General features: G+C 70.1%; 28 protein-coding genes, 1 pseudogene and 1 riboswitch. Of the genes and pseudogenes, 1 reads left to right on the plus strand and 28 read right to left on the minus strand.

What is annotated here, in order from left to right; translation table 11 throughout:
- Positions 1–7: 7 nt before the first annotated feature.
- The 11 genes from OG584_RS08560 to rpsB all read right to left on the minus strand — a co-directional run bounded on the left by OG584_RS08560 (position 8) and on the right by rpsB (position 11,323).
- Positions 8–502: an SRPBCC domain-containing protein gene (locus OG584_RS08560; RefSeq protein ID WP_405783932.1), complete on the minus strand. Its 495-nt coding sequence runs from the start codon at positions 500–502 to the stop codon at positions 8–10.
- Positions 503–612: 110 nt separating this feature from the next.
- Positions 613–1,638 carry an ABC transporter ATP-binding protein gene (locus OG584_RS08565; protein ID WP_405776675.1) on the minus strand — a complete coding sequence of 342 codons (1,026 nt, stop codon included), beginning with the start codon at positions 1,636–1,638 and terminating at the stop codon, positions 613–615.
- Positions 1,638–3,251 (minus strand): ABC transporter permease, encoded by a 1,614-nt coding sequence (locus tag OG584_RS08570; RefSeq protein WP_405783934.1) that lies wholly within the window; start codon positions 3,249–3,251, stop codon positions 1,638–1,640. Before OG584_RS08570 ends, OG584_RS08565 begins: the two co-directional genes overlap by 1 nt.
- Before the next feature lie 74 nt (positions 3,252–3,325).
- The gene (locus OG584_RS08575) at positions 3,326–4,450 is read right to left on the minus strand and encodes a thiamine ABC transporter substrate binding subunit (protein ID WP_405776677.1); all 1,125 of its coding nucleotides are present in this window, start codon (positions 4,448–4,450) and stop codon (positions 3,326–3,328) included.
- Between the two features lie 72 nt (positions 4,451–4,522).
- Positions 4,523–4,627: riboswitch (TPP riboswitch) on the minus strand.
- 29 nt (positions 4,628–4,656) lie between these two features.
- Complete coding sequence (gene rlmN, locus OG584_RS08580) at positions 4,657–5,763, minus strand: 23S rRNA (adenine(2503)-C(2))-methyltransferase RlmN (RefSeq protein WP_405776679.1); 1,107 nt, start codon at positions 5,761–5,763, stop codon at positions 4,657–4,659.
- Positions 5,764–5,934: 171 nt separating this feature from the next.
- The gene (locus OG584_RS08585) at positions 5,935–6,597 is read right to left on the minus strand and encodes a histone deacetylase (protein WP_405776681.1); all 663 of its coding nucleotides are present in this window, start codon (positions 6,595–6,597) and stop codon (positions 5,935–5,937) included.
- 102 nt (positions 6,598–6,699) lie between these two features.
- Positions 6,700–7,815, minus strand: coding sequence for a phosphatidate cytidylyltransferase (locus OG584_RS08590; RefSeq protein WP_405776683.1), 1,116 nt, complete (start codon positions 7,813–7,815; stop codon positions 6,700–6,702).
- Positions 7,815–8,372, minus strand: coding sequence for a ribosome recycling factor (gene frr / locus OG584_RS08595; protein WP_405783935.1), 558 nt, complete (start codon positions 8,370–8,372; stop codon positions 7,815–7,817). The genes OG584_RS08590 and frr overlap by 1 nt, the downstream gene beginning before the upstream one ends.
- A 135-nt stretch (positions 8,373–8,507) precedes the next feature.
- The gene (gene pyrH, locus OG584_RS08600) at positions 8,508–9,290 is read right to left on the minus strand and encodes a UMP kinase (RefSeq protein WP_405776685.1); all 783 of its coding nucleotides are present in this window, start codon (positions 9,288–9,290) and stop codon (positions 8,508–8,510) included.
- A 157-nt stretch (positions 9,291–9,447) separates the two neighbouring features.
- Positions 9,448–10,284: a translation elongation factor Ts gene (gene tsf / locus OG584_RS08605; protein ID WP_405776687.1), complete on the minus strand. Its 837-nt coding sequence runs from the start codon at positions 10,282–10,284 to the stop codon at positions 9,448–9,450.
- A 94-nt stretch (positions 10,285–10,378) separates the two neighbouring features.
- Positions 10,379–11,323, minus strand: a complete 945-nt coding sequence (rpsB, locus tag OG584_RS08610) for a 30S ribosomal protein S2 (protein WP_405776689.1) — start codon at positions 11,321–11,323, stop codon at positions 10,379–10,381.
- A gap of 436 nt (positions 11,324–11,759) precedes the next feature.
- Between rpsB and OG584_RS08615 the strand changes: the two are divergent.
- Positions 11,760–12,338 (plus strand): annotated as a pseudogene (locus tag OG584_RS08615) (peptidoglycan DD-metalloendopeptidase family protein); the annotation flags it as partial.
- Between the two features lie 538 nt (positions 12,339–12,876).
- On the opposite strand, the gene OG584_RS08620 reads toward OG584_RS08615, so the two are convergent.
- From OG584_RS08620 to OG584_RS08700, 17 genes are all read right to left on the minus strand, one after another.
- Entirely contained in the window at positions 12,877–13,434 is a 558-nt protein-coding gene (locus OG584_RS08620) for a TetR/AcrR family transcriptional regulator (protein WP_405783937.1), read from the minus strand.
- Positions 13,435–13,506: 72 nt separating this feature from the next.
- Complete coding sequence (gene whiG / locus OG584_RS08625; protein ID WP_405776691.1) at positions 13,507–14,343, minus strand: RNA polymerase sigma factor WhiG; 837 nt, start codon at positions 14,341–14,343, stop codon at positions 13,507–13,509.
- A 210-nt stretch (positions 14,344–14,553) separates the two neighbouring features.
- Positions 14,554–15,723 (minus strand): DNA-processing protein DprA, encoded by a 1,170-nt coding sequence (gene dprA / locus OG584_RS08630; RefSeq protein ID WP_405776693.1) that lies wholly within the window; start codon positions 15,721–15,723, stop codon positions 14,554–14,556.
- Positions 15,720–17,342: a YifB family Mg chelatase-like AAA ATPase gene (locus OG584_RS08635; RefSeq protein WP_405776695.1), complete on the minus strand. Its 1,623-nt coding sequence runs from the start codon at positions 17,340–17,342 to the stop codon at positions 15,720–15,722. The genes dprA and OG584_RS08635 overlap by 4 nt, the downstream gene beginning before the upstream one ends.
- Complete coding sequence (locus tag OG584_RS08640) at positions 17,342–17,701, minus strand: YraN family protein (protein WP_405776697.1); 360 nt, start codon at positions 17,699–17,701, stop codon at positions 17,342–17,344. Before OG584_RS08640 ends, OG584_RS08635 begins: the two co-directional genes overlap by 1 nt.
- 84 nt (positions 17,702–17,785) lie before the next feature.
- Positions 17,786–18,094 carry a DUF2469 domain-containing protein gene (locus tag OG584_RS08645; RefSeq protein ID WP_003965949.1) on the minus strand — a complete coding sequence of 103 codons (309 nt, stop codon included), beginning with the start codon at positions 18,092–18,094 and terminating at the stop codon, positions 17,786–17,788.
- A 55-nt stretch (positions 18,095–18,149) separates the two neighbouring features.
- Entirely contained in the window at positions 18,150–18,626 is a 477-nt protein-coding gene (locus tag OG584_RS08650; protein ID WP_405783939.1) for an NUDIX hydrolase, read from the minus strand.
- Between the two features lie 151 nt (positions 18,627–18,777).
- Positions 18,778–19,524 carry a signal peptidase I gene (gene lepB, locus OG584_RS08655; RefSeq protein ID WP_405776699.1) on the minus strand — a complete coding sequence of 249 codons (747 nt, stop codon included), beginning with the start codon at positions 19,522–19,524 and terminating at the stop codon, positions 18,778–18,780.
- A gap of 44 nt (positions 19,525–19,568) precedes the next feature.
- Positions 19,569–20,525, minus strand: a complete 957-nt coding sequence (gene lepB, locus OG584_RS08660) for a signal peptidase I (protein ID WP_405783940.1) — start codon at positions 20,523–20,525, stop codon at positions 19,569–19,571.
- Positions 20,440–21,504: a signal peptidase I gene (gene lepB / locus OG584_RS08665; protein ID WP_405776701.1), complete on the minus strand. Its 1,065-nt coding sequence runs from the start codon at positions 21,502–21,504 to the stop codon at positions 20,440–20,442. Before lepB (OG584_RS08665) ends, lepB (OG584_RS08660) begins: the two co-directional genes overlap by 86 nt.
- Positions 21,497–22,264, minus strand: coding sequence for a signal peptidase I (gene lepB, locus OG584_RS08670; protein ID WP_405776703.1), 768 nt, complete (start codon positions 22,262–22,264; stop codon positions 21,497–21,499). Before lepB (OG584_RS08670) ends, lepB (OG584_RS08665) begins: the two co-directional genes overlap by 8 nt.
- A gap of 33 nt (positions 22,265–22,297) precedes the next feature.
- The gene (rplS, locus tag OG584_RS08675; RefSeq protein ID WP_164265897.1) at positions 22,298–22,648 is read right to left on the minus strand and encodes a 50S ribosomal protein L19; all 351 of its coding nucleotides are present in this window, start codon (positions 22,646–22,648) and stop codon (positions 22,298–22,300) included.
- 131 nt (positions 22,649–22,779) lie between these two features.
- The gene (trmD, locus tag OG584_RS08680) at positions 22,780–23,601 is read right to left on the minus strand and encodes a tRNA (guanosine(37)-N1)-methyltransferase TrmD (RefSeq protein WP_405776705.1); all 822 of its coding nucleotides are present in this window, start codon (positions 23,599–23,601) and stop codon (positions 22,780–22,782) included.
- Positions 23,601–24,146, minus strand: coding sequence for a ribosome maturation factor RimM (gene rimM / locus OG584_RS08685; protein WP_405776707.1), 546 nt, complete (start codon positions 24,144–24,146; stop codon positions 23,601–23,603). Before rimM ends, trmD begins: the two co-directional genes overlap by 1 nt.
- 142 nt (positions 24,147–24,288) lie before the next feature.
- Complete coding sequence (locus tag OG584_RS08690) at positions 24,289–24,528, minus strand: RNA-binding protein (protein ID WP_164265900.1); 240 nt, start codon at positions 24,526–24,528, stop codon at positions 24,289–24,291.
- A gap of 2 nt (positions 24,529–24,530) precedes the next feature.
- The gene (rpsP, locus tag OG584_RS08695; protein ID WP_405776709.1) at positions 24,531–24,989 is read right to left on the minus strand and encodes a 30S ribosomal protein S16; all 459 of its coding nucleotides are present in this window, start codon (positions 24,987–24,989) and stop codon (positions 24,531–24,533) included.
- A 216-nt stretch (positions 24,990–25,205) separates the two neighbouring features.
- Complete coding sequence (locus tag OG584_RS08700; protein ID WP_266852529.1) at positions 25,206–25,799, minus strand: hypothetical protein; 594 nt, start codon at positions 25,797–25,799, stop codon at positions 25,206–25,208.
- Between the last annotated feature and the right edge of the window lie 194 nt (positions 25,800–25,993).

Genomic DNA, 25,993 nt, shown 5'->3' on the forward strand with positions numbered 1-25,993 from the left:
CGGGGGCTCAGCCTCGCAGCACCTGGGCAAGGGTGTCGAAGAAGATCTCCCAGCCGCCCCTGGCCTGCTGGTACTGCTCGGCGCTGAGGTTGCCGCCGCCCTGGTGGAACACCATCTCGGTGCGGCCGCCGACGCCGGCGAAGGTGACGGTGACGATCTCACCCTCGATGTCCTCGGGGGCCCCGCCGTCCTTGAGCGTCAGAACCAGCCGTCCGGGCGCGTTGACCTCGCGGTAGACGCCGTGGAACGGCATCTCGCCATGGTCCGGTACGAGCAGGACCAGGCTCCACTCGCCGCCGGGGCGGACGTCCATGGTGACCCGGTCCAGGGGCGCCTCCGCGTCACCGCCGTACCAGGCGGCGAACTGCTCGGGGGTGGTCCAGGCCCGGAAGACCCGCTCGGGTGGTGCGTCCAGGACGCGGGTGACGGAGATACCGCCCTGCGTCCCGGTTCCTTCGGCGTTCTCGCCGGGCGTCCTGTCCGTGTTCTTCTCGGTGCTCATGGTGTCCATGCCCTTTCCGGAGGTCACTCAGATGTTCTCCCGGGCGCGCGGAACTGTCCTGCCGGGGCACCCGGCCGGTGAGCGCACCGGGCACCGCCGGGGACGCCCCTTCACTCCTGCTCGGCCAGCAGGACGACATCGGACGCGTCGAAGACCGCCCCGACCGTCTCACCCACCTCGGGCGCCGTCAGCAGCGGGCACTCGGCCTCCAGCCGGGGACCGTCCTGCGGACTCAGCAGTACGGCCACATGGCTGCCCCGGAAGGTACGCGCCTCCACCGTGCAGCGCAGGCCGTCCTGCGGGGCCACGAGCCGCACACCGGTGGGCCGCACCAGCAGCCGGCTCCCGCCCTGCGCCGCACCGGCCGGAACCGGAACCTTGCCCCAGGGGGTGTCCGCCGCCCGGCCGCTGACGGTCGCGGGCACCACGTTGTCGAAGCCGAGGAACCGTGCGACGAACTCCGAGGCGGGCTGCTGCCAGACCTCCAGCGGGGTGCCGGCCTGGGCGATCCTCCCGTCCTGCATCACCACGACCCGGTCGGCGAGGGCGAAGGCCTCCCCCTGGTCGTGGGTGACGGCGAGCACGGTGGTGCCCAGACTGCCGAAGAGCCGGCGCAGCTCCACGACGAGGCGCTCGCGCAGGCTGCGGTCGAGCTGGCCGAGCGGCTCGTCCAGCATCAGGAGCTTGGGGCGCGGGGCGAGCGCACGGGCGAGCGCCACGCGCTGCTGCTCGCCCCCGGAGAGCGCCGCCACCGCGCGGTGCCCGGCGCCCGGCAGGCCCACGAGGTCGAGCAGTTCCTCGACCCTGCGGGCCTGCTCGGCCCGGGGCACGGAGTGCATACGCAGCCCGAAGGCCACATTGGCGCCGACATCGCGCTGCGGGAAGAGCTGGTGGTCCTGGAACATCAGGCCGACGCCGCGGCGGTGCACCGGAACGCCGGCCTGTTCCGCTCCGTCCAGCAGCACCCGTCCGGCGGAAGCGGGCTGGAGCCCCGCCACCACCCGCAGCAGCGTCGACTTGCCGCTCCCGCTGGGCCCCAGCACGCAGACCGTCTCGTGTTCGGCGACCGTCAGGTCCACCGCGTCCAGGGCCACCCGCTCCCCGAAGCGGACCGTCACACCGTCCAGTTGCAGCATCAGAACTCTCCGGAGCGGTCGGTACGAATGTGTTCGAGCACCAGCAGCGACACCGCGCACACCAGCATCAGGATCGTGGAAAGGGCCATCGCCTGCCCGTAGTTCAGCTCACCGGCCCGCCCGAGCAGCCGCGCCACCGCCACCGGCAGCGTCGGATTGTCCGGCCTCGCGATGAAGACCGTCGCTCCGAACTCCCCCAGAGACACGGCGAAAGCGAACCCGGCAGCGACCAGCAGCGCCCGGCGCACCATCGGCAGATCTACCTCCCGCCAGGCCCGCAGGGGCGAGGCGCCGAGTACCGCGGCGGCCTCCCGCAGCCGCCCGTCCACCGCCCGCAGCACGGGGAGCATCGTCCGCACGACGAACGGCACGCCCACCAGTGCCTGGGCGAGCGGCACCAGGATCCAGGAGGTCCGCAGGTCGAGCGGCGGCTTGTCGAGGGTGATCAGGAACCCGAAGCCGACGGTGACCGCGGAGACCCCGAGGGGCAGCATCAGCAGGGCGTCGAACCCGCGCACGAGGCGCCCGGCCCGGCGGGTGAGCGCCGCCGCCGCGAGACCGCCGACGGCCAGGGCGATCCCCGTCGCGACCAGGGCGTACCGCACGGAGTTCCAGACCGCGTCGACCGGCGGCACGAGGAAGGTACCGCCGTCCGCGCCCTGCGACTGGAGCGCCCGGTAGAACGTGAACCCGTACCCTCCCGGACCGTCCAGTGACCGCGCGACCAGCACTCCGAGGGGCAGCAGGATCAGCACGGTGATCACCGCGAGCACCCCGCCCACGAGCGCCCACTGGCCGGCCCCCCGCGGACGGCGCGAGGTCTGTGCCGGGTCCACCAGGCTCAGCGCGCTCTCCCTGCGCCGCACGGTCCAGGCGTGCAGCGCGAGGATCGCTCCCACCGCGGCGAACTGCACCAGCGTCAGCACGGCCGCCGTCGGGAGATCGAACAGTTCGGCGGTCTCGCGGTAGATCTCCACTTCGAGCGTGGAGAAGGCCGGTCCGCCGAGGATCTGCACCACACCGAAGGAGGTGAAGGTGAAGAGGAACACCATCAGCGCGGCGGCGGCCACCGCCGGCGTCAGCGCGGGCAGCGTCACCCGCCGCCAGGCGGCGAACCGTGAGGCGCCGAGCACCCGCGCGGCTTCCTCCTGCCGCGGGTCGAGCTGCGACCAGAGCCCACCGACGGTCCGAACGACCACCGCGTAGTTGAAGAAGACGTGCGCGAGCAGAATCGCCCAGACGGTGGTGTCCAGGCGTACGCCCCACAGCTGGTCGAGCAGCCCGCCCCGGCCGAGCAGCGCGAGGAAGGCCGTCCCGACGACGACGGTGGGCAGCACGAACGGCACCGTCGCCACCGCGCGCAGTACGTGCTTGCCGGGAAAGTCGAAGCGTGCGAAGACATACGCGCCGGGGAGCGCGATCACCAGCGTGAGCCCGGTGGAAGCGCACGCCTGCCAGGTGGTGAACCACAGGACGTGCAGGATGTCGGGCTGGGTCAGTACGTCACCGATCCGCCCGAACTGCCACGCGCCGCCCACCTTGAGACCGCGGCCGACGATGGCCGCCACCGGGTAGGCGAAGAAGACCGCGAAGAACACCACGGGCAGGGCCATGAGCGCGAGCCGGACCGCGGTCCGGCGCCGCCCGGCCCCGGCCGCGGAGGGCTGCCCCGCCCGCGCCGGGCCGTCTACCTCAGGACGATCGAGGACCACGACTTGACCCACTGATCACGGTTCTTGGCGATCGTGCCGGGCGCGACGGTCTCGGGCCGCGTGACCTTCGCGCCGTACTTCGTGAACAGCGCGGGCTCCTTCGCACCCTTCACCACCGGGTCCACGAACATGTTGAGCGGCATGTCCTCCTGGAACTTCTTACTGATCAGGAAGTCGATCAGGGCCTTGCCGCCCGCCTGGTTCTTCGCGCCGTCCAGCAGCCCGGCGAACTCGATCTGCCGGAAGCAGGTCGAGGTGGCGACGCCGGTCGGAGCGGTCTTCGGCTGTGGCTCGGCGTCCAGCACCTCGGCGGGCGGGCTCGACGCGTACGACACGACGAGCGGACGGTCGCCCTTGGCCTTCTTGCCGCCGGCCGAGCCGGAGAAGTCGTTGTTGTACGCCTGCTCCCAGCCGTCGTCGACCTTGACGCCATTGGCCTTGAGCTTCTTCCAGTACCCCTGCCAGCCGTCGCCGCCGTACCTGGCGACCGTGCCGAGCATGAAGCCGAGCCCGGGTGAGGACGTGGCGACGTTCTCGGTGACCAGGAGGTTCTTGTACTGCGGCTTGATCAGGTCGTCGAAGCTGCGGGGCGGGGCGATCTTGTGGTCGGCGAAGTACTTCTTGTCGTAGTTGACGCAGAGGTCACCGCTGTCGACGGGCGTCACCCGGTGCTTCCCGGCGTCGAGCTGCACGGCGGGTGCGACCTGGTCCAGGCCCTTCGCCCGGTACGGCGTGAAGAGGCCGTTGTCGAGCGCCCGCGACAGCAGGGTGTTGTCGACGCCGAAGAAGACGTCGCCGCGCGGGGAGCCCTTGGTGAGGATCTCCTGGTTGAGCGCGGCACCGGCGTCCCCGCTCTTGAGGACGTGGACCTTGTAGCCGGTCTCCTTCGTGAACGCCTTCAGCACGGAGGGCGAAGCGACGAAGGAGTCGTGGCTGACCAGTGTCACGGTCTTCGACTGCCCGGCGGACGAACCGGAGCCACCGGAACTTCCGCAGCCGGCGAGCGCCGAGACGCCCAGCGCCGCGGCCAGCGCGGTGGCCGTCAGTTTCCCGGTCGTGAGCGTTCTGCCTGCCGTACCCGCTCGCTTGGTGTTGCTCACTGGATTCCTCCTGGGATGGGACATCCAGGAAGAGACGCGGCCCTGCCCACGGGAGCGGGCAGGGCTGAACAGCTTGAGTAGTGACCGAACTTCCTACCCGGAATGACCCGGGCAAGGTCCAGAGGGTCTGCGGCGTGGCCGCACTCTCAGCGCTGTGGCGCTCCCCTGTCGGAATATGAAAATGTGCGGCCCACGTTACACGGGCCCTACCGCTCGGCGGCCGCCAGCTGCCCGCACGCTCCGTCGATCTCCTGGCCACGGGTGTCCCGTACGGTCACGGGGACGCCGTGGGCGGCGATGGCGGCGACGAACGCCTTCTCGTCCTCCGGCCTGGAGGCGGTCCACTTGGACCCCGGAGTCGGGTTGAGCGGGATCAGATTGACATGAACAGGCTTGCCCTTGAGCAGCCGGCCGAGCCGGTCGCCCCGCCAGGCCTGGTCGTTGATGTCACGGATGAGCGCGTACTCGATGGAGATGCGGCGGCCGGACTTCTCCGCGTACTCCCACGCGGCGTCCAGCACCTCCCGGACCTTCCACCGCGTGTTCACCGGGACGAGCGTGTCGCGCAGCTCGTCGTCGGGCGCGTGCAGCGAGACCGCGAGGCGGCACTTGAAGCCCTCGTCCGCGAAACGGAGCATCGCGGGCACCAGACCCACCGTGGACACGGTGATCCCGCGCTGGGAGAGGCCGAGGCCGTCGGGCTCGGGGTCCGTGAGCCGGCGGATCGACCCGACCACCCGCTTGTAGTTGGCGAGGGGCTCGCCCATGCCCATGAAGACGATGTTGGAGAGCCGCGCGGGCCCTCCCGGCACCTCGCCGTCGCGCAGGGCGCGCATGCCGTCGACGATCTGGTGCACGATCTCGGCGGTCGAGAGATTACGGTCGAGGCCCGCCTGGCCGGTGGCGCAGAAGGGGCAGTTCATACCGCAGCCGGCCTGCGACGAGATGCACATGGTGACCCGGTCCGGGTAACGCATCAGCACGGACTCGACGAGCGTGCCGTCGTGCAGCTTCCAGAGCGTCTTGCGGGTGGTGTCGTCGTCGCAGCTGATGTGCCGCACGACACTCATCAGGTCGGGCAGCAGAGCCTCCCGCAGCTTCTCGCGTGAGGCGGCGGGAATGTCGGTCCACTCGGCGGGGTCGTGGGCGTACCGCGCGAAGTAGTGCTGCGACAGCTGCTTGGCGCGGAACGGCTTCTCACCGGTCTCGGCCACGGCGTCCTTGCGCTCGGCGGGCGTGAGGTCGGCGAGGTGGAGCGGGGGCTTCTTGGCTCCGCGGGGCGCGACGAAAGTGAGTTCTCCGGGCTTAGGCATGGTTCATCCAGTGTCGCAGACACGCCGTGGTGCTCACGGTCGTCGCCGGTCCCGCCCGGTGCCCGGCCCTCCGGTGGCCGTTGCCGCTAGCTCCGGGGCGGCTCCGTGACGACCGCGGACGGCCCCGGGACGGCCCGGCCCACATGCCCGCTCATCCCGGCTGAACTGCGGTCACTGACTGATCAGGGCCCGGACCGCCCGTTCCGTCCAGTGGCCGGCGGCGCCTCGAGCCGAAGCGACATAGGCGGCCACGGTGTCCACGTCCCACGCCCCGGCCGCAAGCAGTCCGGAGGCGATGAAACGCACGTACGCACGGGAAGGGGCCACCGGCGTCACCTCGTCGGCGCCCCAGGGGGCAGTGAAAGTGAGGACCGGCAGCCCCTCCATCTGCCCGGCGCACACCAGCGTCTCGTAACGTCCGCTCCCCAGCTCCGCGACACCCGACGTGAGGACCTCGCTGAGATCGAGATCCGCACCCGGGCTCCTGCCCATCTCCTGCGCCGCGATGTCCGCGAACTGGGCCGCCGGAAGCAGGTGGGCACGGGCGTGGACCCGCCCTTCCGCATGCCGGTCGTAGAACGCCCGTCCCCCGCCCCAGACCGGCGACTCAGTGGCGAAGTAGAGGGCACCGTCGAGTTCCACAGGAACGGAACGACTGGGCATCCGCCGGTCCCGGCACCCCGGGTACACCGCGTCGGTACCGGGCAGCCGGCCGCCCTTGATGTAGTACGCGAGCCGGTCGAGGTGCGTGTTGGAGCCGTATGCGGTGTACCAGACCCATTGGGGAGCGGAATCGCTTCCCGCTCCTGGTCCGATCGGATGCGCATCGAGCACGTGACATCTCCCTCACGGACGCCGGAGGGAGGGCCCGCCGCCCTGTGGACGGTGAGCCCTCCCTCCGGTGAAAAGGCAGGTCGAGACGTGGACGCGGGCGTCTCAGGACCCGACGAAGAGCACCAGCAGCAGCCAGACCACGGGGGCGGTGGGCAGCAGGGAGTCCAGCCGGTCCATGATCCCGCCATGGCCCGGCAGCAGCGTCCCCATGTCCTTGATCCCGAGATCTCTCTTGATCATCGACTCGCCCAGATCGCCCAGTGTGGCGCTGGCCGCGACGGCAAGGCCGAGCAGCAGGCCCTGCCACCACCGGCCGTCGTCGATCAGGAACTGCATGCAGAGCGCGCCGGCCACCATCGCGAAGCCGACCGCCCCGAGCAGGCCCTCCCTGGTCTTTCCGGGGCTGATGCGCGGTGCGAGCTTGTGCTTGCCGAAACGCCAGCCGATGGCGTACGCGCCCGTGTCGCTCACCACGGTGAGCACCAGGAACGTGAGCACCCGCCAGGGGCCGTCGTCGGCCGCCAGCAGGAGAGCCACGAAGGTCGCGAGGAACGGCACGTAGAACGCGGCGAACACACCCGCCGTGACGTCCCTCAGGTATCCGTCGGGCGGCTCGGTCATCCGCCAGACGAGGACCGCCAGCGCCGTGAGCGCCATGGCGATCCAGGCGCCCTCGGCCCCGCGCGCGTACCCGGCGACGACCATGGCGGCGCCGCCCACCGCGAGCGGTACCAGCGGCGCCTTGATGCCCTTGCGCTCGTCGAGCCGGGAGGTGAGCTCCCAGAGTCCGACGACCACCGCGACCGCGATCACGATGACGAACGCGGCCTTCCAGACGAAGAGGGAGGCCGCCACCACCACGCCGAGCCCGAGACCGACCCCTATCGCCGACCGCAGATCGCGGCCGGCCTTCTTCTTCTCGGGAGGCGGCGGGACTGCCATGGGCTCCTGCGGCATCTCGTCACGGGCCGGGGGGCCACTCGGGCGAGCGGCCCCCCGGTCCCGGCCGGCACGGTCATGGTCGGCACGGTCGTGATGGTCACGGCCGCCGTCTTCGGCGTCTCTGCCTGCGTCGGGCACGATGGGCATGGGCCGAGTCTGCTCAACTTCATGCTCGCCGTACGCGGGACCCGCCGGGACAGCGCCCTGGTCGGGGGCGGGTCGCCATTCCCCGACGGGGTGGCCGCTCTGCGGGGCACCCCAGGAAGAGTCGTTCATCAGACCTCGAGCAGCTCGGCTTCCTTGTGCTTGAGCAGCTCGTCCACCTGCGCGACGTACTTCGCGGTGGTGTCGTCGAGCTCCTTCTCGGCGCGGCGGCCCTCGTCCTCGCCGACCTCGCCATCCTTGATCATCTTGTCGATCGCTTCCTTCGCCTTGCGGCGGATGGAGCGGATCGAGATCTTGGAGTCCTCGGCCTTGGTCCTGGCGACCTTGATGTACTCCTTGCGGCGCTCACCGGTCAGCTCGGGGAACGTCACCCGGATGATGTTGCCGTCGTTGCTCGGGTTGACGCCGAGGTCCGAGTCTCGGATCGCCTGCTCGATGTTGCGGAGCGAGGTCTTGTCGAACGGGGTCACCACGGCCATCCGGGCCTCGGGCACGGAGAACGAGGCGAGCTGGTTGATCGGGGTCAGCGCGCCGTAGTACTCAGCCACGATCTTGTTGAACATCGCCGGGTGCGCACGGCCGGTGCGGATCGCGGCGAAGTCCTCCTTGGCGACCACGACGGCCTTCTCCATCTTCTCCTCGGCCTCGAGGAGGGTCTCTTCGATCACCACTTGCTCCTGCATGTCTTGAGTGGGCCCTGCGTTCTCAGGCCCTGGAGTAAACCCGCGTCTTGCCCTGCACGGTGTCCGACCGGCAGGTTCTTGTCCACCCTGTTGGCCTCTTGAACGGCCGTCCCCCGGTTCTCAGGCCCGGGTGCCGTGGTCGTTCACAAGAGTCCCGATCTTCTCACCCTTGACGGCCCGCGCGATATTGCCCGATGCCAGCAGCTCGAAGACGAGGATCGGCAGGCTGTTGTCGCGGCAGAGGGTGATGGCGGTCGCGTCGGCGACCTTGAGGTTGCGGTTCAGCACCTCGCTGTACTCCAGCGCGTCGTACTTCACCGCGTCGGGGTTCTTCTTCGGGTCGGAGTCGTAGACCCCGTCCACGCCGTTCTTGCCCATGAGCAGCGCCTCGGCGTCGATCTCCAGGGCGCGCTGCGCGGCGGTGGTGTCGGTGGAGAAGTACGGCATGCCCATGCCCGCACCGAAGATGACGACGCGTCCCTTCTCCAGGTGCCGGACGGCGCGCAGCGGGATGTACGGCTCCGCGACCTGCCCCATGGTGATGGCGGTCTGGACGCGGGAGTCGATCCCCTCCTTCTCCAGGAAGTCCTGGAGGGCGAGGCAGTTCATGACCGTACCGAGCATGCCCATGTAGTCGGAGCGGGCCCGGTCCATACCGCGCTGCTGGAGCTCGGCGCCGCGGAAGAAGTTGCCGCCGCCGATGACGACCGCCACCTCGGCGCCGTCGCGGACGACCGCGGCGATCTCGCGGGCGATGGCGTGCACGACGTCGGGGTCGACACCGAGACCGCCGCCGCCGGCGAACGCCTCACCCGACAGCTTCAGCATGAAGCGGCCGTGCCTCTTGACGTCGCCGGTACTGACGTCGTCGGTCCTGTCGGCGCTTTTGTCGGGCTGTTCCATGGAGATCTCCTCGTGCGCATACGAAGAAGGCCATTGCCGGGGGTCCTTGCGGTTCCCTGTGCGGCAATGGCCTCCTCGTCAGATCTGCGGCCGTCCGGCGCGGACCCGGGCGGCTGCGTCAGACCCTATCGGGGTCTTCGGTGGATCGCGTACAGACTCAGATGCCGACCTTGATGCGCGAGAAGCGCTTCAGGGTGACACCGGCCTCGTCCAGAACCTTCTGGACGGACTTCTTGTTGTCCAGCGCGTACGGCTGGCCCAGCAGGGTGGCGTCCTTGAAGAAGCCGTTGACCCGGCCCTCGACGATCTTCGGGAGGGCGGCCTCGGGCTTGCCCTCGGCGCGCGTGGTCTCCTCGGCGACGCGGCGCTCGGCCTCGACGACCTCGGCCGGAACGTCCTCGCGGTCCAGGTACTTCGGCGCGAAGGCGGCGATGTGCTGCGCGATACCGCGGGCGAGCTCGGCGTCGGCCTTGTCCAGCTCGACCAGGACACCGATCTGCGGGGGCAGGTCGGGCATGGTGCGGTGCATGTACGAGGTCACATAGCCGCCCGAGAACTGCGCGAAGCGGTCCAGGACGATCTTCTCGCCGAGGTTGGCGTTGGCCTCGTCCACGTACGCCTGGACGGTCTTGCCGGACTCGATCTCGGACGCGAGGAGCGTCGCGATGTCGGCCGGAGAGGTCGCGGCGACGTGAGCGGCGAGCGCGTTGGCGACGGCCTGGAACTTGTCACCCTTGGCGACGAAGTCCGTCTCGCACTTCAGCTCGACGAGGACACCGGAGGTGTTGTCGTCGGCGATGAGGGAGACGACGGCGCCGTTCTCGGCGGAGCGGCCCTCGCGCTTGGCGACGCCCTTCTGGCCCTTGATACGGAGCGCCTCGACGGCCTTGTCGACACTGCCGTCGGCCTCGTCGAGTGCCTTCTTGCAGTCCATCATGCCGGCGCCGGTGAGCTCGCGGAGCTTCTTGACGTCAGCGGCGGTGTAGTTCGCCATGATCGTGAAATTCTCTCTCGAAGTCTGAAAGATCTTACGGGTGAACGGCGGAGGCCCGAAGGCCTCCGCCGTCAACAACCGAACCCGGTGAGGGTCAGGCCTGCTCGGCGTCCGCGGCCGGGGCGGCGGGCGCCTCGGCAGCAGGAGCCTCGGCGGCAGGGGCCTCGGCAGCGGGCGCCTCGGCGACCGGAGTCTCAGCGGCGGCCTCGGCGTCCGCGACCTTCTCGGTCTCGGCAGAGGTCTGGACGACCTCGGCGCCGTCCTTCTTCTCGAGCAGGTCACGCTCCCACTCGGCGAGCGGCTCGGAGGCAGCCTTCTCGCCCGGCTTCTGGTCGCCGGTCGCTGCGCCGGAGCGGGCGATGAGGCCCTCGGCGACGGCGTCGGCGATCACGCGGGTGAGCAGGGTGACGGAGCGGATCGCGTCGTCGTTGCCCGGGATCTTGTAGTCGACCTCGTCCGGGTCGCAGTTGGTGTCGAGGATCGCGACGACCGGGATGTGGAGCTTGCGCGCCTCACCGACGGCGATGTGCTCCTTCTTGGTGTCGACGATCCAGACGGCGCTGGGCACCTTCTGCATCTCGCGGATACCACCGAGGGTCTTCTCCAGCTTGGCCTTCTCGCGCGAGAGGACCAGGAGCTCCTTCTTGGTGAGGCCGGAGGCGGCCACGTCCTCGAAGTCGATCTGCTCAAGCTCCTTCAGACGCTGAAGGCGCTTGTAGACGGTGGAGAAGTTGGTCAGCATGCCGCCGAGCCAGCGCTGGTTGACGTAGGGCATGCCCACGCGCGTCGCCTGCTCGGCGATGGCCTCCTGGGCCTGCTTCTTGGTACCCACGAACATGATGGAGCCGCCGTGGGCGACGGTCTCCTTGACGAACTCGTAGGCGCGGTCGATGTACGACAGCGACTGGAGCAGGTCGATGATGTAGATGCCGTTGCGCTCCGTGAAGATGAAACGCTTCATCTTCGGGTTCCAACGACGGGTCTGGTGACCGAAGTGGACGCCGCTTTCCAGCAGCTCCCGCATCGTGACGACGGCCATGGCCGTACTCCTTGAGATACTCGGTTGTCGCGACCGCAGGATTGCTGTCGCGCCTGACGCCCACACGCGCCGTGCCACGAGGGACCGAGAGGCGCGTCCATCGACCGCTGATGGGGTGATGGGGGGCGTGCGAAGTCGACCCGGTGACCCGGATCGCCAGCAGAAGTGTACGGGACCCGGTGGGTGCCGGGTGACGGCGATGTCCACAACCGGTTGGTAGTCCACAGATACCGGCCATGATCCCCACGGGCCGTCGGAACGGGGGACGGTTCCTTCCATGCGCCTCCTGATCGAGACTGCCCCGAGCGGCGACGCCGCCGGACCCGACGGCCCGGACCGGCACGCACCGAACCGGAATGCGCCGGACCGGAATACACAGGACCGGTGCTCGTCGGGCCGTTCCATGCCGGAGCGGTCCGGCATGGAGCGGTCCGGCATGGAGCGGCCCGCGCCGTCGCCCCCGCAGGCCCGGCGCGCGCTGGGTGCGCGGGCGAGGCTCGCGCCGCGTGCGCGGGCGAGGCTCGCGCCGCGTGCGCGGGCGAGGCTCGCACGGCTCGTCGTGGCGGTGTGCGTCGTGCTGCTGGGCACAGCCGCGGTGTTCGCCGCGGACGCGGCAGCCGGGGTCCCGTACACCGCGGCGCCCGCTCTGCCGTCCGCGGCGCCCGCCACGTCCCCCGTCGCCGCCGGGCCCGGGTCGGCGACGGCGCCCGGCGCGGACCGCAGCTGGCCACTGGCCGGGCGGCCGCGGATCGTCCATGGGTGGCGGCCGCCCGCCAATCGATACGGGCCGGGACACCGCGGGGTCGATCTGGCCGCGCGGCCGGGCACACCTGTGCTGGCCGCGGCTTCCGGCCGGGTCCTGTTCGCGGGCCGGGTGGCCGGTCACGGGGTGCTCACCATCGCGGTGTCGGGAACGCAGCTGCGCACGACGTACGAACCGGTCCTGCCGGTCGTCGGGGCGGGGGACGAGGTCACCGCGGGCCGGCCGGTCGCCGTACGGGAGGACGGACCGTCCCACTGCCCGTCGGGATGCCTGCACTGGGGGCTGCTTCGCGGAGAGGTCTATCTGAACCCGCTCTCGCTCCTCCCGCCCGAGCTGCTCCACCTGGGGCCGTCCAGGCTGCTGCCGGTATTCGGAGTCCCGGAGATCCCCGCCCCTCAGATCCCGGCCGCGAAGCTCCCGGCCGGGAAGCACATGGGCACGGGGACAGCGGCCGCGAAGACCACCGCCCAGGAGACCACAGTCCCGGAGGTCAGCGGCACGGAGGCCGGAGGAGCGGAGGCCGGAGGAGCGGAGGCCGGAGGAGCGGAGGCCGGAGGAGCGGAGGCAGGGACCGGAGTGGAGGTCACAGGCGCAGTGGGCACTGCGCGGCACTCGTCCGGACCCGCAGCCTGCCCGGCCCCGCGGCTGCCGGGCAGTCGCATCCTGTGCGGGTCAGCACCAGGCGCGCCAGTGCCGGGCAGGCATCCGGACAGTCACGTCCGGAGCGGACGGGCACAGGACAGACGCATACAGGACAAGCGCGCACCCGGCGGGCGGGCAGCGCCGGACGTCAGCGTCCGACCCCGCCGAGCGCCATCGCGACTGCCGCGTCCGCCACCACACTCGGGTCCTCGGCCGATCCCGTTTCGATGCGCCGCACCGCCGCGTCCACCACACCCTGGAGCAGCATCGCCGCCAGCCTCGGCTGGTCGTGGTGCAGAGCTTCGAGCGCCTCGACGATCATCGCGATGAGACCGCCGTGTGCGGCGCGGATCTTCTCGCGGGCACCCGAGTCGAGCTCGCCGGCGGAGATGGCCACCACGGCCCGGTGCCGCTGATCACCGACCAGCGCCAACTGCTGGCGCACATAAGCCTCGACCTTGCCTGCCGGATCGGGGGCCCGCTCCATCGCGGACTCGATCTCCGCGGCCCAGATCGGAAAGTCGACAGCGCAGAGCTCCTCCACGACAGCGGCACGTGACCGGAAGTATTCGTACACCGAGGAGCGCGCGAGGCCCGTGCGCTCGGCGAGGGCGGGGAAGGTCAGCGCGTCCGTACCCCCTTCGGAGAGGAGGGTGCGGGCGGCGTCCAGCAGGGCGCTGCGCTGCATGGTTCGGTGTTCGGCCACGGAGGCCGCTCGAATCCTGGGCACGCTGCCACTTTACGGAAACTCCCGCGGTGGCGGTGATTCGCCTGCGGATCAGCGTCCGACGTCCGACAGCTTGGCGCGCAGCTGCAGGACCGATTTGGTGTGGATCTGGCTGACCCGGCTCTCCGTGACCCCGAGAACGTTGCCGATCTCAGCCAGGGTGAGGCCCTCGTAGTAGTAGAGGGTCACCACGGTCTTCTCCCGGTCGGGAAGCGTGTTGATGGCGCGGGCCAGCAGCCTGCGCAGTTCGCGGCCCTCGGCCAGCTCGACCGGGTTGTCCGCTGCCGTGTCCTCCAGAGTGTCCATCAGACTCAGCCGGTCGCCGCCCTCGCCGCCGACGTGCAGCAGCTCGTCCAGTGCCACCACGTTGGCCAGGGACAACTGGCTGAATACCGCGTGCAGTTCCTCGACCGCGATGCCCATCTCGGCCGCGACCTCGGTCTCGGACGGCGTGCGGCGGAGCTGGGCCTCCAGCGTGGCGTAGGCGCGCTCGACGGCGCGGGCCTTCTGCCGGACCGAACGTGGGATCCAGTCGAGGGCACGGAGTTCGTCGATCATGGCGCCGCGGATCCGCGTGATGGCGTAGGTCTCGAACTTGATGGACCGCTCGATGTCGAACTTCTCGATGGCGTCGATCAGCCCGAAGACGCCCGAGGACACGAAGTCGGCCTGCTCAACGTTGGAAGGCAGCCCCACACTGACCCGGCCGGCCACATACTTCACCAGGGGCGAGTAGTGCAGGATCAACTGCTCGCGCAGTCGTTTGTCGCCCGTCGACTTGTACGACCGCCACAGCTCATCGAGCGACGACGGCGCGGGGGGCCGAATATGGCCACGTGCAGCCGGGGGCGCTGCCGCGCGGTCAGACCCGGACGTGTGCTGGGGCATTCGTTGCCTTGAGCCGTTCTGCTGGGACTTGCGTAGGACTTGTTTGGGTGCCGGATTCCTTGTGAGCGTAGCGTGACTGGAGCATCGCAGGGTGCGATGAGTACGTCATAGCACCCTGCGTGACGTCATCGCGTGGACCGCGTCCGGGAGGCGATGCCGGAAGGCCCCTGCCGAGGCTGCGACATCACCTTTTCACCCGATTGCCCCGGATCAAGCATCGCCTCGCCGCGCGTCGGCGATCTGTGGCGTGGCCGATACCAACTGCCATCCGTCACCGCGTCTTTCGACGAACCCCAACGAGTGGAGTTCGTACAGCCTGGCGAGCGCCTCGTCCGCTGTCGTCCCGGCCTCACGCGCCACGTTCCGACCGTCCATCGCGCCGTGGCCAGGGAGCGCCTCCAGCACCCTGGCCGCGACAGGACCGAGAAGATCCCTGGGAAGTACGGGGCCACGCCTGTCGGGTGCGAGTTCGCCGATGTCTCCCACCAGTTCGGCCACTTCGGCCGCGTCGGTGACCAGTACACCGCCGCCGCGCAGCAGTTCATGCACGCCGGCCGAGAGACCGCTGGTGACCGGCCCGGGGACGCCCATCGTGTACCGGCCCAGTCTCTGCGCGCTGCGCGCGGTGGCCAGCGAACCGCTGCGGTACTCGGCCTCGACGACCACGGTCCCCCGGGTGAGCGCGGCGATCACCCTGTTCCGGAGAATGAAACGGCTGGGCGTCGGATGGTCACCTGGTGGCAACTCACCGATGAGCAGGCCCTGTTCCGCGATCCGGCCGATCATCTCGGCATGGCCGCGCGGGTATACCGTGTCGACCCCGCAGGCCAGTACCGCGATGGTGGCCCCACCCGCCGCCAGCGTCCCGCGGTGCGCGGCGCCGTCCACACCGAACGCGGCACCCGACACGACAACCCAGCCCAGTTCGGCCAGCCCCGAACCCAGCGCGGCCGCCATGTGCGCGCCATAGGCCGTGCAAGCGCGGGCGCCGACCACCGCGACGGAACGCAGCGCCCATATCCGCAGATGGGGCCGGCCCCGCACCCAGAGGCCGATCGGCCGGGCGTCCCCCAGGTCGTCGAGCTGCGCAGGCCACTCCTGGTCACCGGGGCAGATGAACCGCCCGCCACCGGCATCCGCGGCCGCCAGATCCCGCGCGGGCCTCGCCGAGGCTGCCCGTAGCCGATAACCGGCGAGCCGCTTGGCACTCATCCTGGGGAACGCCGCCCCCTCGTCGTCCACCGTGGCGCGCAGGCGCCGCCAGAGCTCCACGGCTCCCAGGTCCCGCAGCCACCGGCCGCCCAGTTCGTCGCCCGGCTCCATGATCCGGGTCAGCGCGGCGCGGGCCACCCGTTCGTCCTCAGCGGCATCCTCGCTCATGCGGAGTCCTTCCTGGCTGCTGCCAGTGCCCCGCGGTCCACGCCCGTGCGCAGTTGGAGAGCGAGCCCGACATCCTGGGCGCCCGGCCGGTCGCGGCCCGCGAGATCGGCGACCGTCCAGGCCACTCTCAGGACCCGGTCGAGACCGCGGGCCGTGAGCAGCCCGCGCTCCATGTCGCGCTCCGCCGCGACGAGCGCGCCCGGCGCCGCCGTCCACCGGGTCCGCAGCTCATGGCCCGGCACTTCACTGTTCGTCCGCCACGGCGAACCGGCCAGCCGTGCCGCGGCCCGTTCCCTGCCCTCCCGTACCCGCACCGCCACGGCGGCCGACGACTCGCCCGAATCGCCCTGCCCCATGAGGTCGGAACGGCGCACCGGCTCCACCTCGACCCGGAGATCCACCCGGTCGAGGAGCGGGCCGGAGAGTCTGGCCTGGTAGCGCCGGACCACCGACGGCGGGCATTCGCACCCCGACCCGTTCATCGAGTGCCGGCCGCAGGGGCAGGGATTGGCCGCCAGCACCATCAGAAATCTGGCAGGCAGCCGCACCACCCCGGCGCTGCGCGCGACCACCACATGGCCGGACTCCAGGGGCTGGCGGAGTGCGTCGAGCACCCGGACGGAGAATTCTGGCGATTCGTCCAGAAAAAGGACCCCTCGATGTGCGAGGGACACGGCTCCCGGCCGCGGGAGCCCGTTGCCGCCCCCGACCAGCGACTGCATGGTCGCGGAGTGGTGTGGCGCGCAGTACGGGGCAGCCCTGATCAGGGGCTCTCCCGGTGGGAGGATGCCGGCCACCGAGTGGACCGCTGTCACCTCCAGGGACTCCTGCCTGGTCAGCGGTGGGAGGATCGCAGGCAGCCGCTCGGCCAGCATGGTCTTGCCTGCGCCCGGAGGCCCGTGCAGCAGCAGGTGGTGGGCTCCGGTGGCCGCGACCTCCAGCGCCTTTCTGGCGGCCGGCTGGCCCGCCACGTCAGCGAGATCGGGCCCCGGTCCGATTGCCGCGCCCGCGGCCAGCCCGGTGCCCGCCCCGGCGCCCGGCACCATCAGCCCTGCGAGCATCGCGTCCGGCCGCCCCTCCGCCGGTACCGCCTCCTCGGGCACGGGCTCGCCGTTGAGCACGGCGATGAGCTGCCGCAGGCTCCGCACCCCCAGAACCGAGACGCCGGGCACCAGTGACGCCTCCCCCGCGGTCTGCTCCGGGACGACGACCTGCCGATACCCGGCTTCCGCCGCCGCCAGGACCGCGGGCAGGATTCCGCGTACCGGCCGGACCCGGCCGTCGAGCCCCAGCTCCCCGATCAGCACCAGATCGGCGATCTCCCCGGGGTCGACGCGCTCCGCGGCTCCCAGGACGGCGCAGGCCACAGCCAGATCGAATCCGCTGCCGCTCTTCGGCACGGAAGCCGGGCTGAGCCCGACGGTGAGTTTCTTCTGCGGCCACTCGGCACCGGAGTTCACCACGGCGGCCCTGACCCGGTCCCGGCTTTCGATCAGACTCTTGTCCGGCAGCCCCACCAGCGTGAAGGCGGCGATGCCAGGCTCGAGATCTGCCTGAACCTCCACCACGACGCCTTCGACACCGACCAGCGCGACCGAACACGCACGCGCGAAGCCCATCAGGCCACCCCCCGCGCGTGCTCGACCAGCGGCGCCCCACGCCTGGGCAGCAGGACCCCGATCAGATCGATCCGCACCCCGCCGGGCGGCGCTCCGCCGTTCTCGGCGATCCAGCACCCGGCGAGGCGTCTGAGCCGGTCGGCCTTGACCGGCGTGACCGCGGCCATCGGATGCTCGAAGGAGCCTTCCCGGCGCGTCTTCACCTCACAGACGACCAGTGCGTCGCCGTCTCGCGCCACGATGTCGATCTCGCCCGACCTGCAGCGCCAGTTCCGCTCGACGACGGTCATCCCGGCTCCGGCCAGCGTCCTTGCCGCCAGTCCCTCGCCGTACCGCCCGAGTGCCCCCCGTGCGTTCATATCGGCACCACCTCCGGTACCGACTGTGCCGCTCGGGCCGCCACCGTGTGGATCTTGGTGGGTTACTCGCCGGTTGTGGACAACTCAGCCACCCGGAAGTTCGAGATCGCTCTTGTTGAGCTCCTCGATGTTCACGTCCTTGAACGTCAGTACGCGTACCTGTTTGACGAACCTCGCCGGCCTGTACATGTCCCAGACCCAGGCATCCGCCATCGACACCTCGAAAAAGACCTCGCCCTGTACGGAGTGCACCTGCATCTCGTAGTCGTTGGTGAGGTAGAAGCGCCGTTCGGTCTCGATCACATATTTGAACAGGCCAACGACGTCGCGGTACTCCCGGTAGAGCTTCAGCTCCATCTCGGTCTCGTACTTTTCGAGGTCCTCGGCGCTCATGGCATGTTCCCCTTCAGCCGTGCGTCCCCCTATTGTGCGCCGCTCTCCTGCGCCCCTAGACGATTTCCGGGGCCAGGACCACCGGTGCAGCCGGGGGACCCTCGTCGAGCAGCGTGCGCAGCAGCCCGGCGAGCCTGGTCGGGTACACCGTCTCACGCGTCGCGGACAGTTCGGCGGAAGTCCACCACCTCAGCCCCGCGACACTGCGCTGCTCCAGGGGGGTCAGCCCGTCCATGGCCGTCGCGGTCCGGGTGGTCCGGCCGAGAAAGTACCGCTCGTCCTGGTTCCACCGCCGCCCGTCGAACGGGAACGAACACATCCGCGTCCAGAGCACCGGGCCGAGCTCCACCGTGCCGATGCCGGTCTCCTCGCGTACCTCACGGAGCGCGGCCTCCTCGTGCGTCTCCCCCGGTTCGACACCCCCGCCGGGGGTGAACCACCAGGTACTCGACGGGTCCGCGGGCTCGAATCCGTGCATCAGCAGTACCCGGTCCGCCGGATCGAGCAGGATGACGCGCGCGACCTTGCGCAGCTCCTCATCCGCCGGAAGTCCGGCCGCGACAGGTTCCGCCGCCCGCGTGGCCTCCGCCCCGGCCGTGGCTTCGGGCGCCTCCGGGGCTCCGGCGCCCTCCGTGGCCGCCGTCGCCCCGTCCCCGGTCCCGGTCCGAGAGCCTTCCGCCGGCTCAGCCGACACCTGCGGTCACCTTCTTCCTGCGGCCCAGCCGGGCGAGCGGCCCGTAGACCGCCCCGACCAGGATCAGGACGACCCCCGCCAGCACCGCCCCCACCACGAGTTTCAGCGGGCCGGGCTGCGAGACACCCCCGGGCAGCGCGGCGAAACCGTCCGGGCGCCCGATCGTGCCGCCGCTCAGCGGCCAGGCGATGGCGTCCACCCGTGCGGAGACCGTGGAGCGCGGCACCGAACCGTGGTCCGCGTCCTGGAGGTGGACCCGTGAGTCCATCGAGTTGGTGCGTTCGTCCCCGAGCAGAAAGAGCCGCCCCTCGGGCACCTTCACGGTGAAATCGTTCGCGGAGGCACGCCCCTTGGACAGCGAATCGGCCTTGAGATACGGCTCGTTGATCCCCTTGCCGTTCACGGTGAGCCGGCCCCCGGCGTCACAGCAGGCGACCTCGTCACCACCGACACCGACCACGCGCTTCAGCATCGGCATATCGCCCCAGGCGGGATCCTTGAAGACCACCACGTCTCCGCGGCGTACCGCGCTGCTGTCTATTCGCTGCGCCAGCACCCGGTCCCCCACCTGGACGGTCGGGGTCATCGAGTCGGTCGGCACGGTGTACGGCTTGTACTCCACCGCACCCCAGGCGAACCCTCCGAGAAAGAGCACGCAGCCGACGGCCACGGCCAGGCCCGACAGCGCACTGCCGAGCCGGCCGCCCTCGTCACTCGTACGTACTGTTCCGCTCATCCCAGCGCTCCCCACATCGGAGATCAACAATCTGGGAGGGCACCTTACCCGGCAGTACCGTCGCGGGTCAGCTTGCGCCTGCGCCGGATCACCAGCGGCAGCGCCCCCGCGAGCCCAAGCGCGGCGGGGCCGAGATCACCTGCGGCGTTGATGCCCTTCTGGTCGAAGGTGCTGGGCACGCCCAGCCACGACCAGCGGTTGACCGGCCACGCCACGACGAAGGCCCGTCCGACGACCTCCTTGGTCGAGACCGTGCCACCGCCCGCCAGTTGCTGGTGGTAGCGCGAGTCCAGCGAGTCCTGGCGGTGGTCGCCCATCACCCAGATCCGGCCCTTGGGCACATGGATCGGCCCGAACGGCTGGTCGTCGCACGGGGTGTTGCCGGGGTAGATGAACGACTTCTCGGAGAGCGCCTTGCCGTTGACGACGACCGGGCCCCCCTTCTTGCACGAAACCGTGTCCCCGCCGACCGCGATGACCCGCTTGATCAGGTCCTTCTCCTCGGCGGACGGCATCAGGCCGATGAAGCTGAGGAACTTCTGCGCGACGTTCGGATCCGGGGTCGGCTCGCCTTCGAGCCAGCCGCCCGGGTCATGGAACACCACGACGTCGCCCCGGTCCGGCTCCGAGCCGAACCACGGGGTCAGCTTGTCGACCAGCACCCGGTCACCGCGCTGCAGCGTGTCCTGCATCGAGTCGGACGGGATCGAGAAGGCCTGCACCAGGAAGGTCTTGATCAACAGGGCCAGTACCAGCGCGATGCCGATGAGGAGCGGCAGTTCCTTCCAGAAGGAACGCGGTTTCTTCGGTCCGCTGCTCCCGGTGTTCCTGCCGTCCTCGCCTTCCGGCCCGCCGGGACTGCCCTGCTGACCGCCGTCCCTGTGCAGGCCGCCGGGCCCGTCGGGCCCGCCGCCGTCAGAGGCCTCGGTTCCCGCGCCGCCAACGGGCGGCCCTGACCGGTCCTCTGGCTCTTCGTGTCCGGATCGCGCGCCGACCGCCACGTCCCCCACATCCACTCCTCACTCCGTGCCGTCGCCTGCCTCCGAGGAGACGCAGGCCCACCACTCCCATAACGAGCGGAAGTTCCGCAGGAGTCGGGAGCCGGAAGTTTACGTGCCGATCCTGGGACGCCAGACTATGCGCATCCGGCCCCCCGCCGCCCCGACCCGTACCGGCGGCCCCGGCAGCGACCGACGCGAAGGTGGCGGGCTCCTTGAGCCTGCGCAAGTGCCCGAACGGCCAGGCGATGACGACCGCACGGCCCACCACACCGCTCTCCGGCACCGTCCCCTGGTAGGCCGAGTCCAGATGGAACCGGGAATCCGCCGAGTTGGACCGGTGGTCCCCCATCACGAAGAGCCGGCCGCGCGGAACCTTCACCTCGAACTTCAGCTGTGAGGGCGGATTGCCCGGATAGAGATAGGGCTCGTCGAGGGGCACACCGTTGACCGTGACTTTGCCACTCTTGTCGCAGCATTTGACCGTGTCCCCGCCGACCCCGATGACCCGCTTGATCAGATCCTGCTCGTTGTCCGACGGAAGCAGTCCGATGAAGGTCAGGCCCGTCTTGAGCTCTTTGACGAGGAAGGGGGAGCTCTGGCTCTGCGCCTCTTCCGGGGGCAGCCAGTGGCCGGGGTCCTTGAAGACGACGACATCACCGCGCTGCGGCTTGGAGCCGAACCAGGGGGTGAGTTTGTCGACCAGCACCCGGTCACCGATCCGGATCGTCTGCTCCATCGAACCCGACGGGATGACGAAGGCCTGCACCAGGAACGTCTTGAGCACCAGCGCGATCACCACCGCCACGACGATGAGGACAGGTATCTCCCGCACCGCGGATCTGCGCCGCCGCCGCTCGACCTTGCGGGCGAGTCTGCGCCGCTCCGCCCTGGTGGGCAGGGCCCGCTCCCGGTCGGAGCGGCTCTGCGCCGGCGGCCCCTCGCCGCCCCCGTCGCCGCGCGCTCTTCCCCGGTTACCCATGGGTGGCTCCTGCGGCGGGGACCCGGTCGAAGGCCCCGGTACGTTCCAGCGAGCCCCAGCGGCTGAAGGGCCAGGCGATCCCGCCGGCCCGCCCGATCACCCGGTCCACCGGGACCATCCCGCCGCCGGGTTCACCGAGGTGGTCACGTGAGTCACTGGAACGGGACCGGTGGTCGCCCATGACCCACAGGGTTCCTTCGGGTACAACGATGTCGAAGGGCACCTGCGAGGGCGGGTTGCCGGGATACACATAGGCCTCGTTCACCGGCCGCCCGTTCACGTGGATCCGCCCCTGCTTGTCGCAGCAGACCACATGGTCGCCGCCCACCCCCACCACACGCTTGACGTAGTCGGAATCGGCGGGCGCGGCCAGGCCCAGGGCCGCAGCCGCGCCGCGCACCACCCGCGGCACCGGGTTCTGCCGGGGCGCGTCCTGCACGAACGAGCCGGTGCCGTCGAAGACCACCACGTCGCCGCGGTGCGGCGCGGAGCCGAACCGGTACGCCAGCTTGTCGACGAGCACCCTGTCCCCGACTTCGAGCGTCGGCTCCATCGATCCGCTGGGGATCAGGAACGGCTGCATCACGTACGTACTGAGCAGCAGCAGGAACACCAGGCAGACGATCACCAGCAGCCCGGCCTTGCGCCAGGGCCCGTCGGTCATCGCGGCGAGACGCAGGGAGCGCGACCGCTCCCCCTCGCCGGACGTATCCGTTTCGGGTGAGCTGCCGCGCTCCTCGTGCTGTGCTTCGGTGTCCATCGGGGCCAGAGCTTATCCGGCCGCCCTGTGGACTCAGTGGTCGCGCTTCTCCTTGATCTTCGCGGCCTTGCCGCGCAGCTCACGGAGGTAGTACAGCTTCGCGCGGCGGACGTCACCGCGGGTGACGAGCTCGATCTTCTCGAAGATCGGGCTGTGCACCGGGAAGGTGCGCTCGACGCCGACGGAGAAGGAGACCTTGCGGACCGTGAAGGTCTCGCTGACGCCCGCACCCTGGCGGCGGATGACGACACCCTTGAACTGCTGGATACGCGAGCGGTTGCCCTCGATGACACGGACGTGAACGTTGACCGTGTCGCCGGCGCGGAAGGCCGGAAGGTCGGACCGCAGCGAAGCGGCCTTGACGTCGTTGAGCAGGCTGGACATATTCTTCTGCTTTCTTCGCCGATGCCACAGGTCATCGACGGGATCATCGTGATGAGTTTCGGGAGCTGATCGCGTCGGACGGTCGTCGTTCCCCCTGTGGCAGGGGCGCACGCCGGACGTACAGCAGCGGCCTATTCTTCCACGGCCCCGGGCTCTCGCCCAAATCGCCCTCCGGGGCCCTGCTTCCAGCCCAGGATCGAGAGCATCTCGCGGTCCTTCTTGCTGAAGGACCCGGGGTCGCTGCGCTCCAGCAGATCCGGCCTGTTGAGATCCGTACGGCGGAAGGCCTCGTCCCGCCGCCAGCGCGCGATCTTCCCGTGGTGGCCGCTCAGCAGGACGTCCGGGATGCCACGGCCCCGCCACTCGGGCGGCTTGGTGTAGACGGGGCCCTCCAGCAGGTCGGCCATCGCGCCGGTGGCGAACGAGTCGTCCTGATGCGATTCGGCGTTGCCGAGCACACCGGGCAGCAGCCGCGCGACGGCTTCCGTGATCACCAGAACGGCGGCCTCGCCGCCGGCCAGGACGTAGTCCCCGATGGACACTTCGTACACCGGCATACGGGTCGCGTACTCATCGACCACCCGCCGGTCGATCCCCTCGTACCTGGCGGGCGTGAAGACCAGCCAGGGCCGCTCGGAGAGTTCGACCGCGACCTGCTGGGTGAAGGGGCGGCCGCTGGGGGTGGGGACGACCAGGACGGGCCCGGCCGCGCCCGCCTCGTAACCGGAGGCCAGCACCTCGTCAAGCGCCTCGCCCCATGGCTCCGTCTTCATGACCATGCCGGGGCCCCCGCCGTAAGGGGTGTCGTCGACCGTGTTGTGCCGGTCGTACGTCCAGTCGCGCAGGTCGTGCACCTGCACGTCGAGCCGCCCGCGTGCGCGCGCCTTGCCGACCAGCGAGACATTCAGGGGTTCGAGGTACTCCGGGAAGATCGTGACGACGTCGATCCGCATCAGTCGTCGTCCCTGGCGCCGGCAACCTCGGCCTGGCCCTCGTCGATCAGGCCGGGCGGCGGGTCGATGACGGCCCGCTGCTCGTCGAGGTCGATCGAGGTGACGATCTCCTCGACGAAGGGGATCATGACCTCGCTGCCGTCGGGCCGCTCGACGATGAAGAGGTCCTGCGAGGGCAGGTGGGTGATCTCGGTGATCCGGCCCACCTCAGTGCCGTCGGCCAGCACCACGTCGAGGTCCATCAGCTGGTGGTCGTAGAACTCCTCGGGGTCCTCCGGCGTCTGCTCAGGGTCGACGTCGGCGATCAGCAGGGTGTTCCGGAGCGCCTCGGCGGCCGTCCGGTCCGCGACCCCCGCGAAACGCAGCAGCAGCCTGCCGCTGTGCACCCGGCCGGTCTCGATCGTCAGCGGCCCGGTGGCTGCGGGGTCGGTGGTGAGCACTGCGCCGGGTCCGAGCCGCAGCTCGGGCTCGTCCGTGCGCACCTCCACGGTGACTTCGCCCTTGATGCCGTGGGCGCGCCCGATCCGTGCGACTACCAGCTGCACGCTTCGCTCCTTCTCTGCTGTTCTCGCTGTTTCTTGCTGCTTTTCGTACTGCCGTGCGCGTTCCACGGACGGCAGAGGGGACGACAAAGGCCGGGGACGGCTTCTCAGCCCTCCCCGGCCCGAGCCGGTGTTCAGCTACTTCTCAGCGGACCTGGTCCACGTCGACGAGGTCGACCCGGATACCACGGCCGCCGATGGCGCCCACGATGGTGCGCAGGGCGCGCGCGGTGCGGCCGTTGCGGCCGATCACCTTACCGAGGTCGTCGGGGTGCACCCGGACCTCGAGCACCTGCCCACGACGGAGGTTGCGCGAGGCCACCTGTACGTCGTCGGGGTTGTCGACGATGCCCTTCACGAGGTGCTCGAGAGCCTCCTCGAGCATGCTCAGGCCTCGGTCGGCTCAGCGGCGGACGGCGAGGGCTCCGTGGCCGGAGCCGCCTCGTCCGCCTTCTTGTCGGCCTTCTTCGCCTTCGGGGTGATGGCCTCACCCTTCGGCTCGTCGCCCTCGATCGACTTGGCGAACGCCTCGAACGCGGCGCGCTTGTCGGCCTTCGGCTCCGGCTGCAGCAGCGGCGCGGGGGCCGGGAGGCCCTTGTGCGCCTGCCAGTCACCGGTGAGCTTCAGGATCGCCATGACCGGCTCGGTCGGCTGGGCGCCGACGGACAGCCAGTACTGCGCACGCTCCGAGTTGACCTCGATGCGCGAAGGGTTCTGCACCGGGTGGTACAGGCCGATCTCCTCGATGGCCCGGCCATCACGGCGGGTACGGGAGTCGGCGACGACGATGCGGTAGTGAGGCGAACGGATCTTGCCCAGACGCTTCAGCTTGATCTTGACTGCCACGGAAGTGGTGTCTCCTGGTCTTGACGTGGTTGGGCACAACGAGATGCCACGTGGGGTTGCGGTACTCGGGTGCCCGATGGACGCGTCAGCCGGAGGACGAGAGGGTTCCTGTGCGGCTGTCGAGTACAGCTAGCCATTGTGCCATACGCGGGCGGTGCGCGGCGCCCCGGCCGCAATCACCGCCGGCCGCCCTCCGGCCGTCGCGGCCCCTGGGGGTCAGCCTGCCGCTGCGACCACTTCCGGGATACGGAAAGCCTTCCCGCAGCCACCGCAGACGATGGGCGCCTGGGCCAGCACGGACGGGACGACCCGGACATTGCGGCCGCAGTCGCAGACCGCCTTCACCCGCACTCCGCCCCCGGAGGAACCGTGCCGGGCGGCAGGCCCGCGGAAGGAGCGTTTGGTGTCGGCGGCCGTCGCTGCGGTGTGCGCCTTGAGCGCACGCTGCAGTCGTTCGATCGTCTGCCGGTACCTGCGCTTCGCCTCGGGGTTGAGCGAGACCAGCGAGAAGCCACTGCTGGGATGCGGCTCCTCGGGGTGGTCGAGCCCCATCTCCTCTGCGATCGCCAGGAACCTGCGGTTGTGGTAGCGGCCGGCGCGGGAGGTGTCGCGGACACCTCGGGCGGCGGCGATGCCGTGGACTGCCTCATGGAGCAGTCGCTCGAAGGAGAGTTCAGCGCCACAGGCGGACGAGGACTCACCGATCAGGGACTCGGGCGCGGCTAGATCCGGCAGCTCGGGGTGGTACCGCTGAATGTCGGCCCACGCCTGCGCCAGCTCTGCGGCGAGGACAGTTGGTGTCGTGCTCACGTCGTGACAACGAGCCGGGGTACCGCTGTGTTCCTATTCCGGGGCATCCCAAATAATTTGCACGTACCCGTCAGTTGCCCTTCATGCGTCCGGACGAGGGCGGGTGCGCTGATCTGCGGAGAAGTCTCACAGCTCACACCAAGGTGGTACGTAGGGTCGCGTACGCCCCGGCGCGTACGAACGTCTCCCGCGCC

Origin of the sequence: Streptomyces sp. NBC_00859, assembly GCF_045161865.1 — a bacterium.
Classification (GTDB): domain Bacteria; phylum Actinomycetota; class Actinomycetes; order Streptomycetales; family Streptomycetaceae; genus Streptomyces.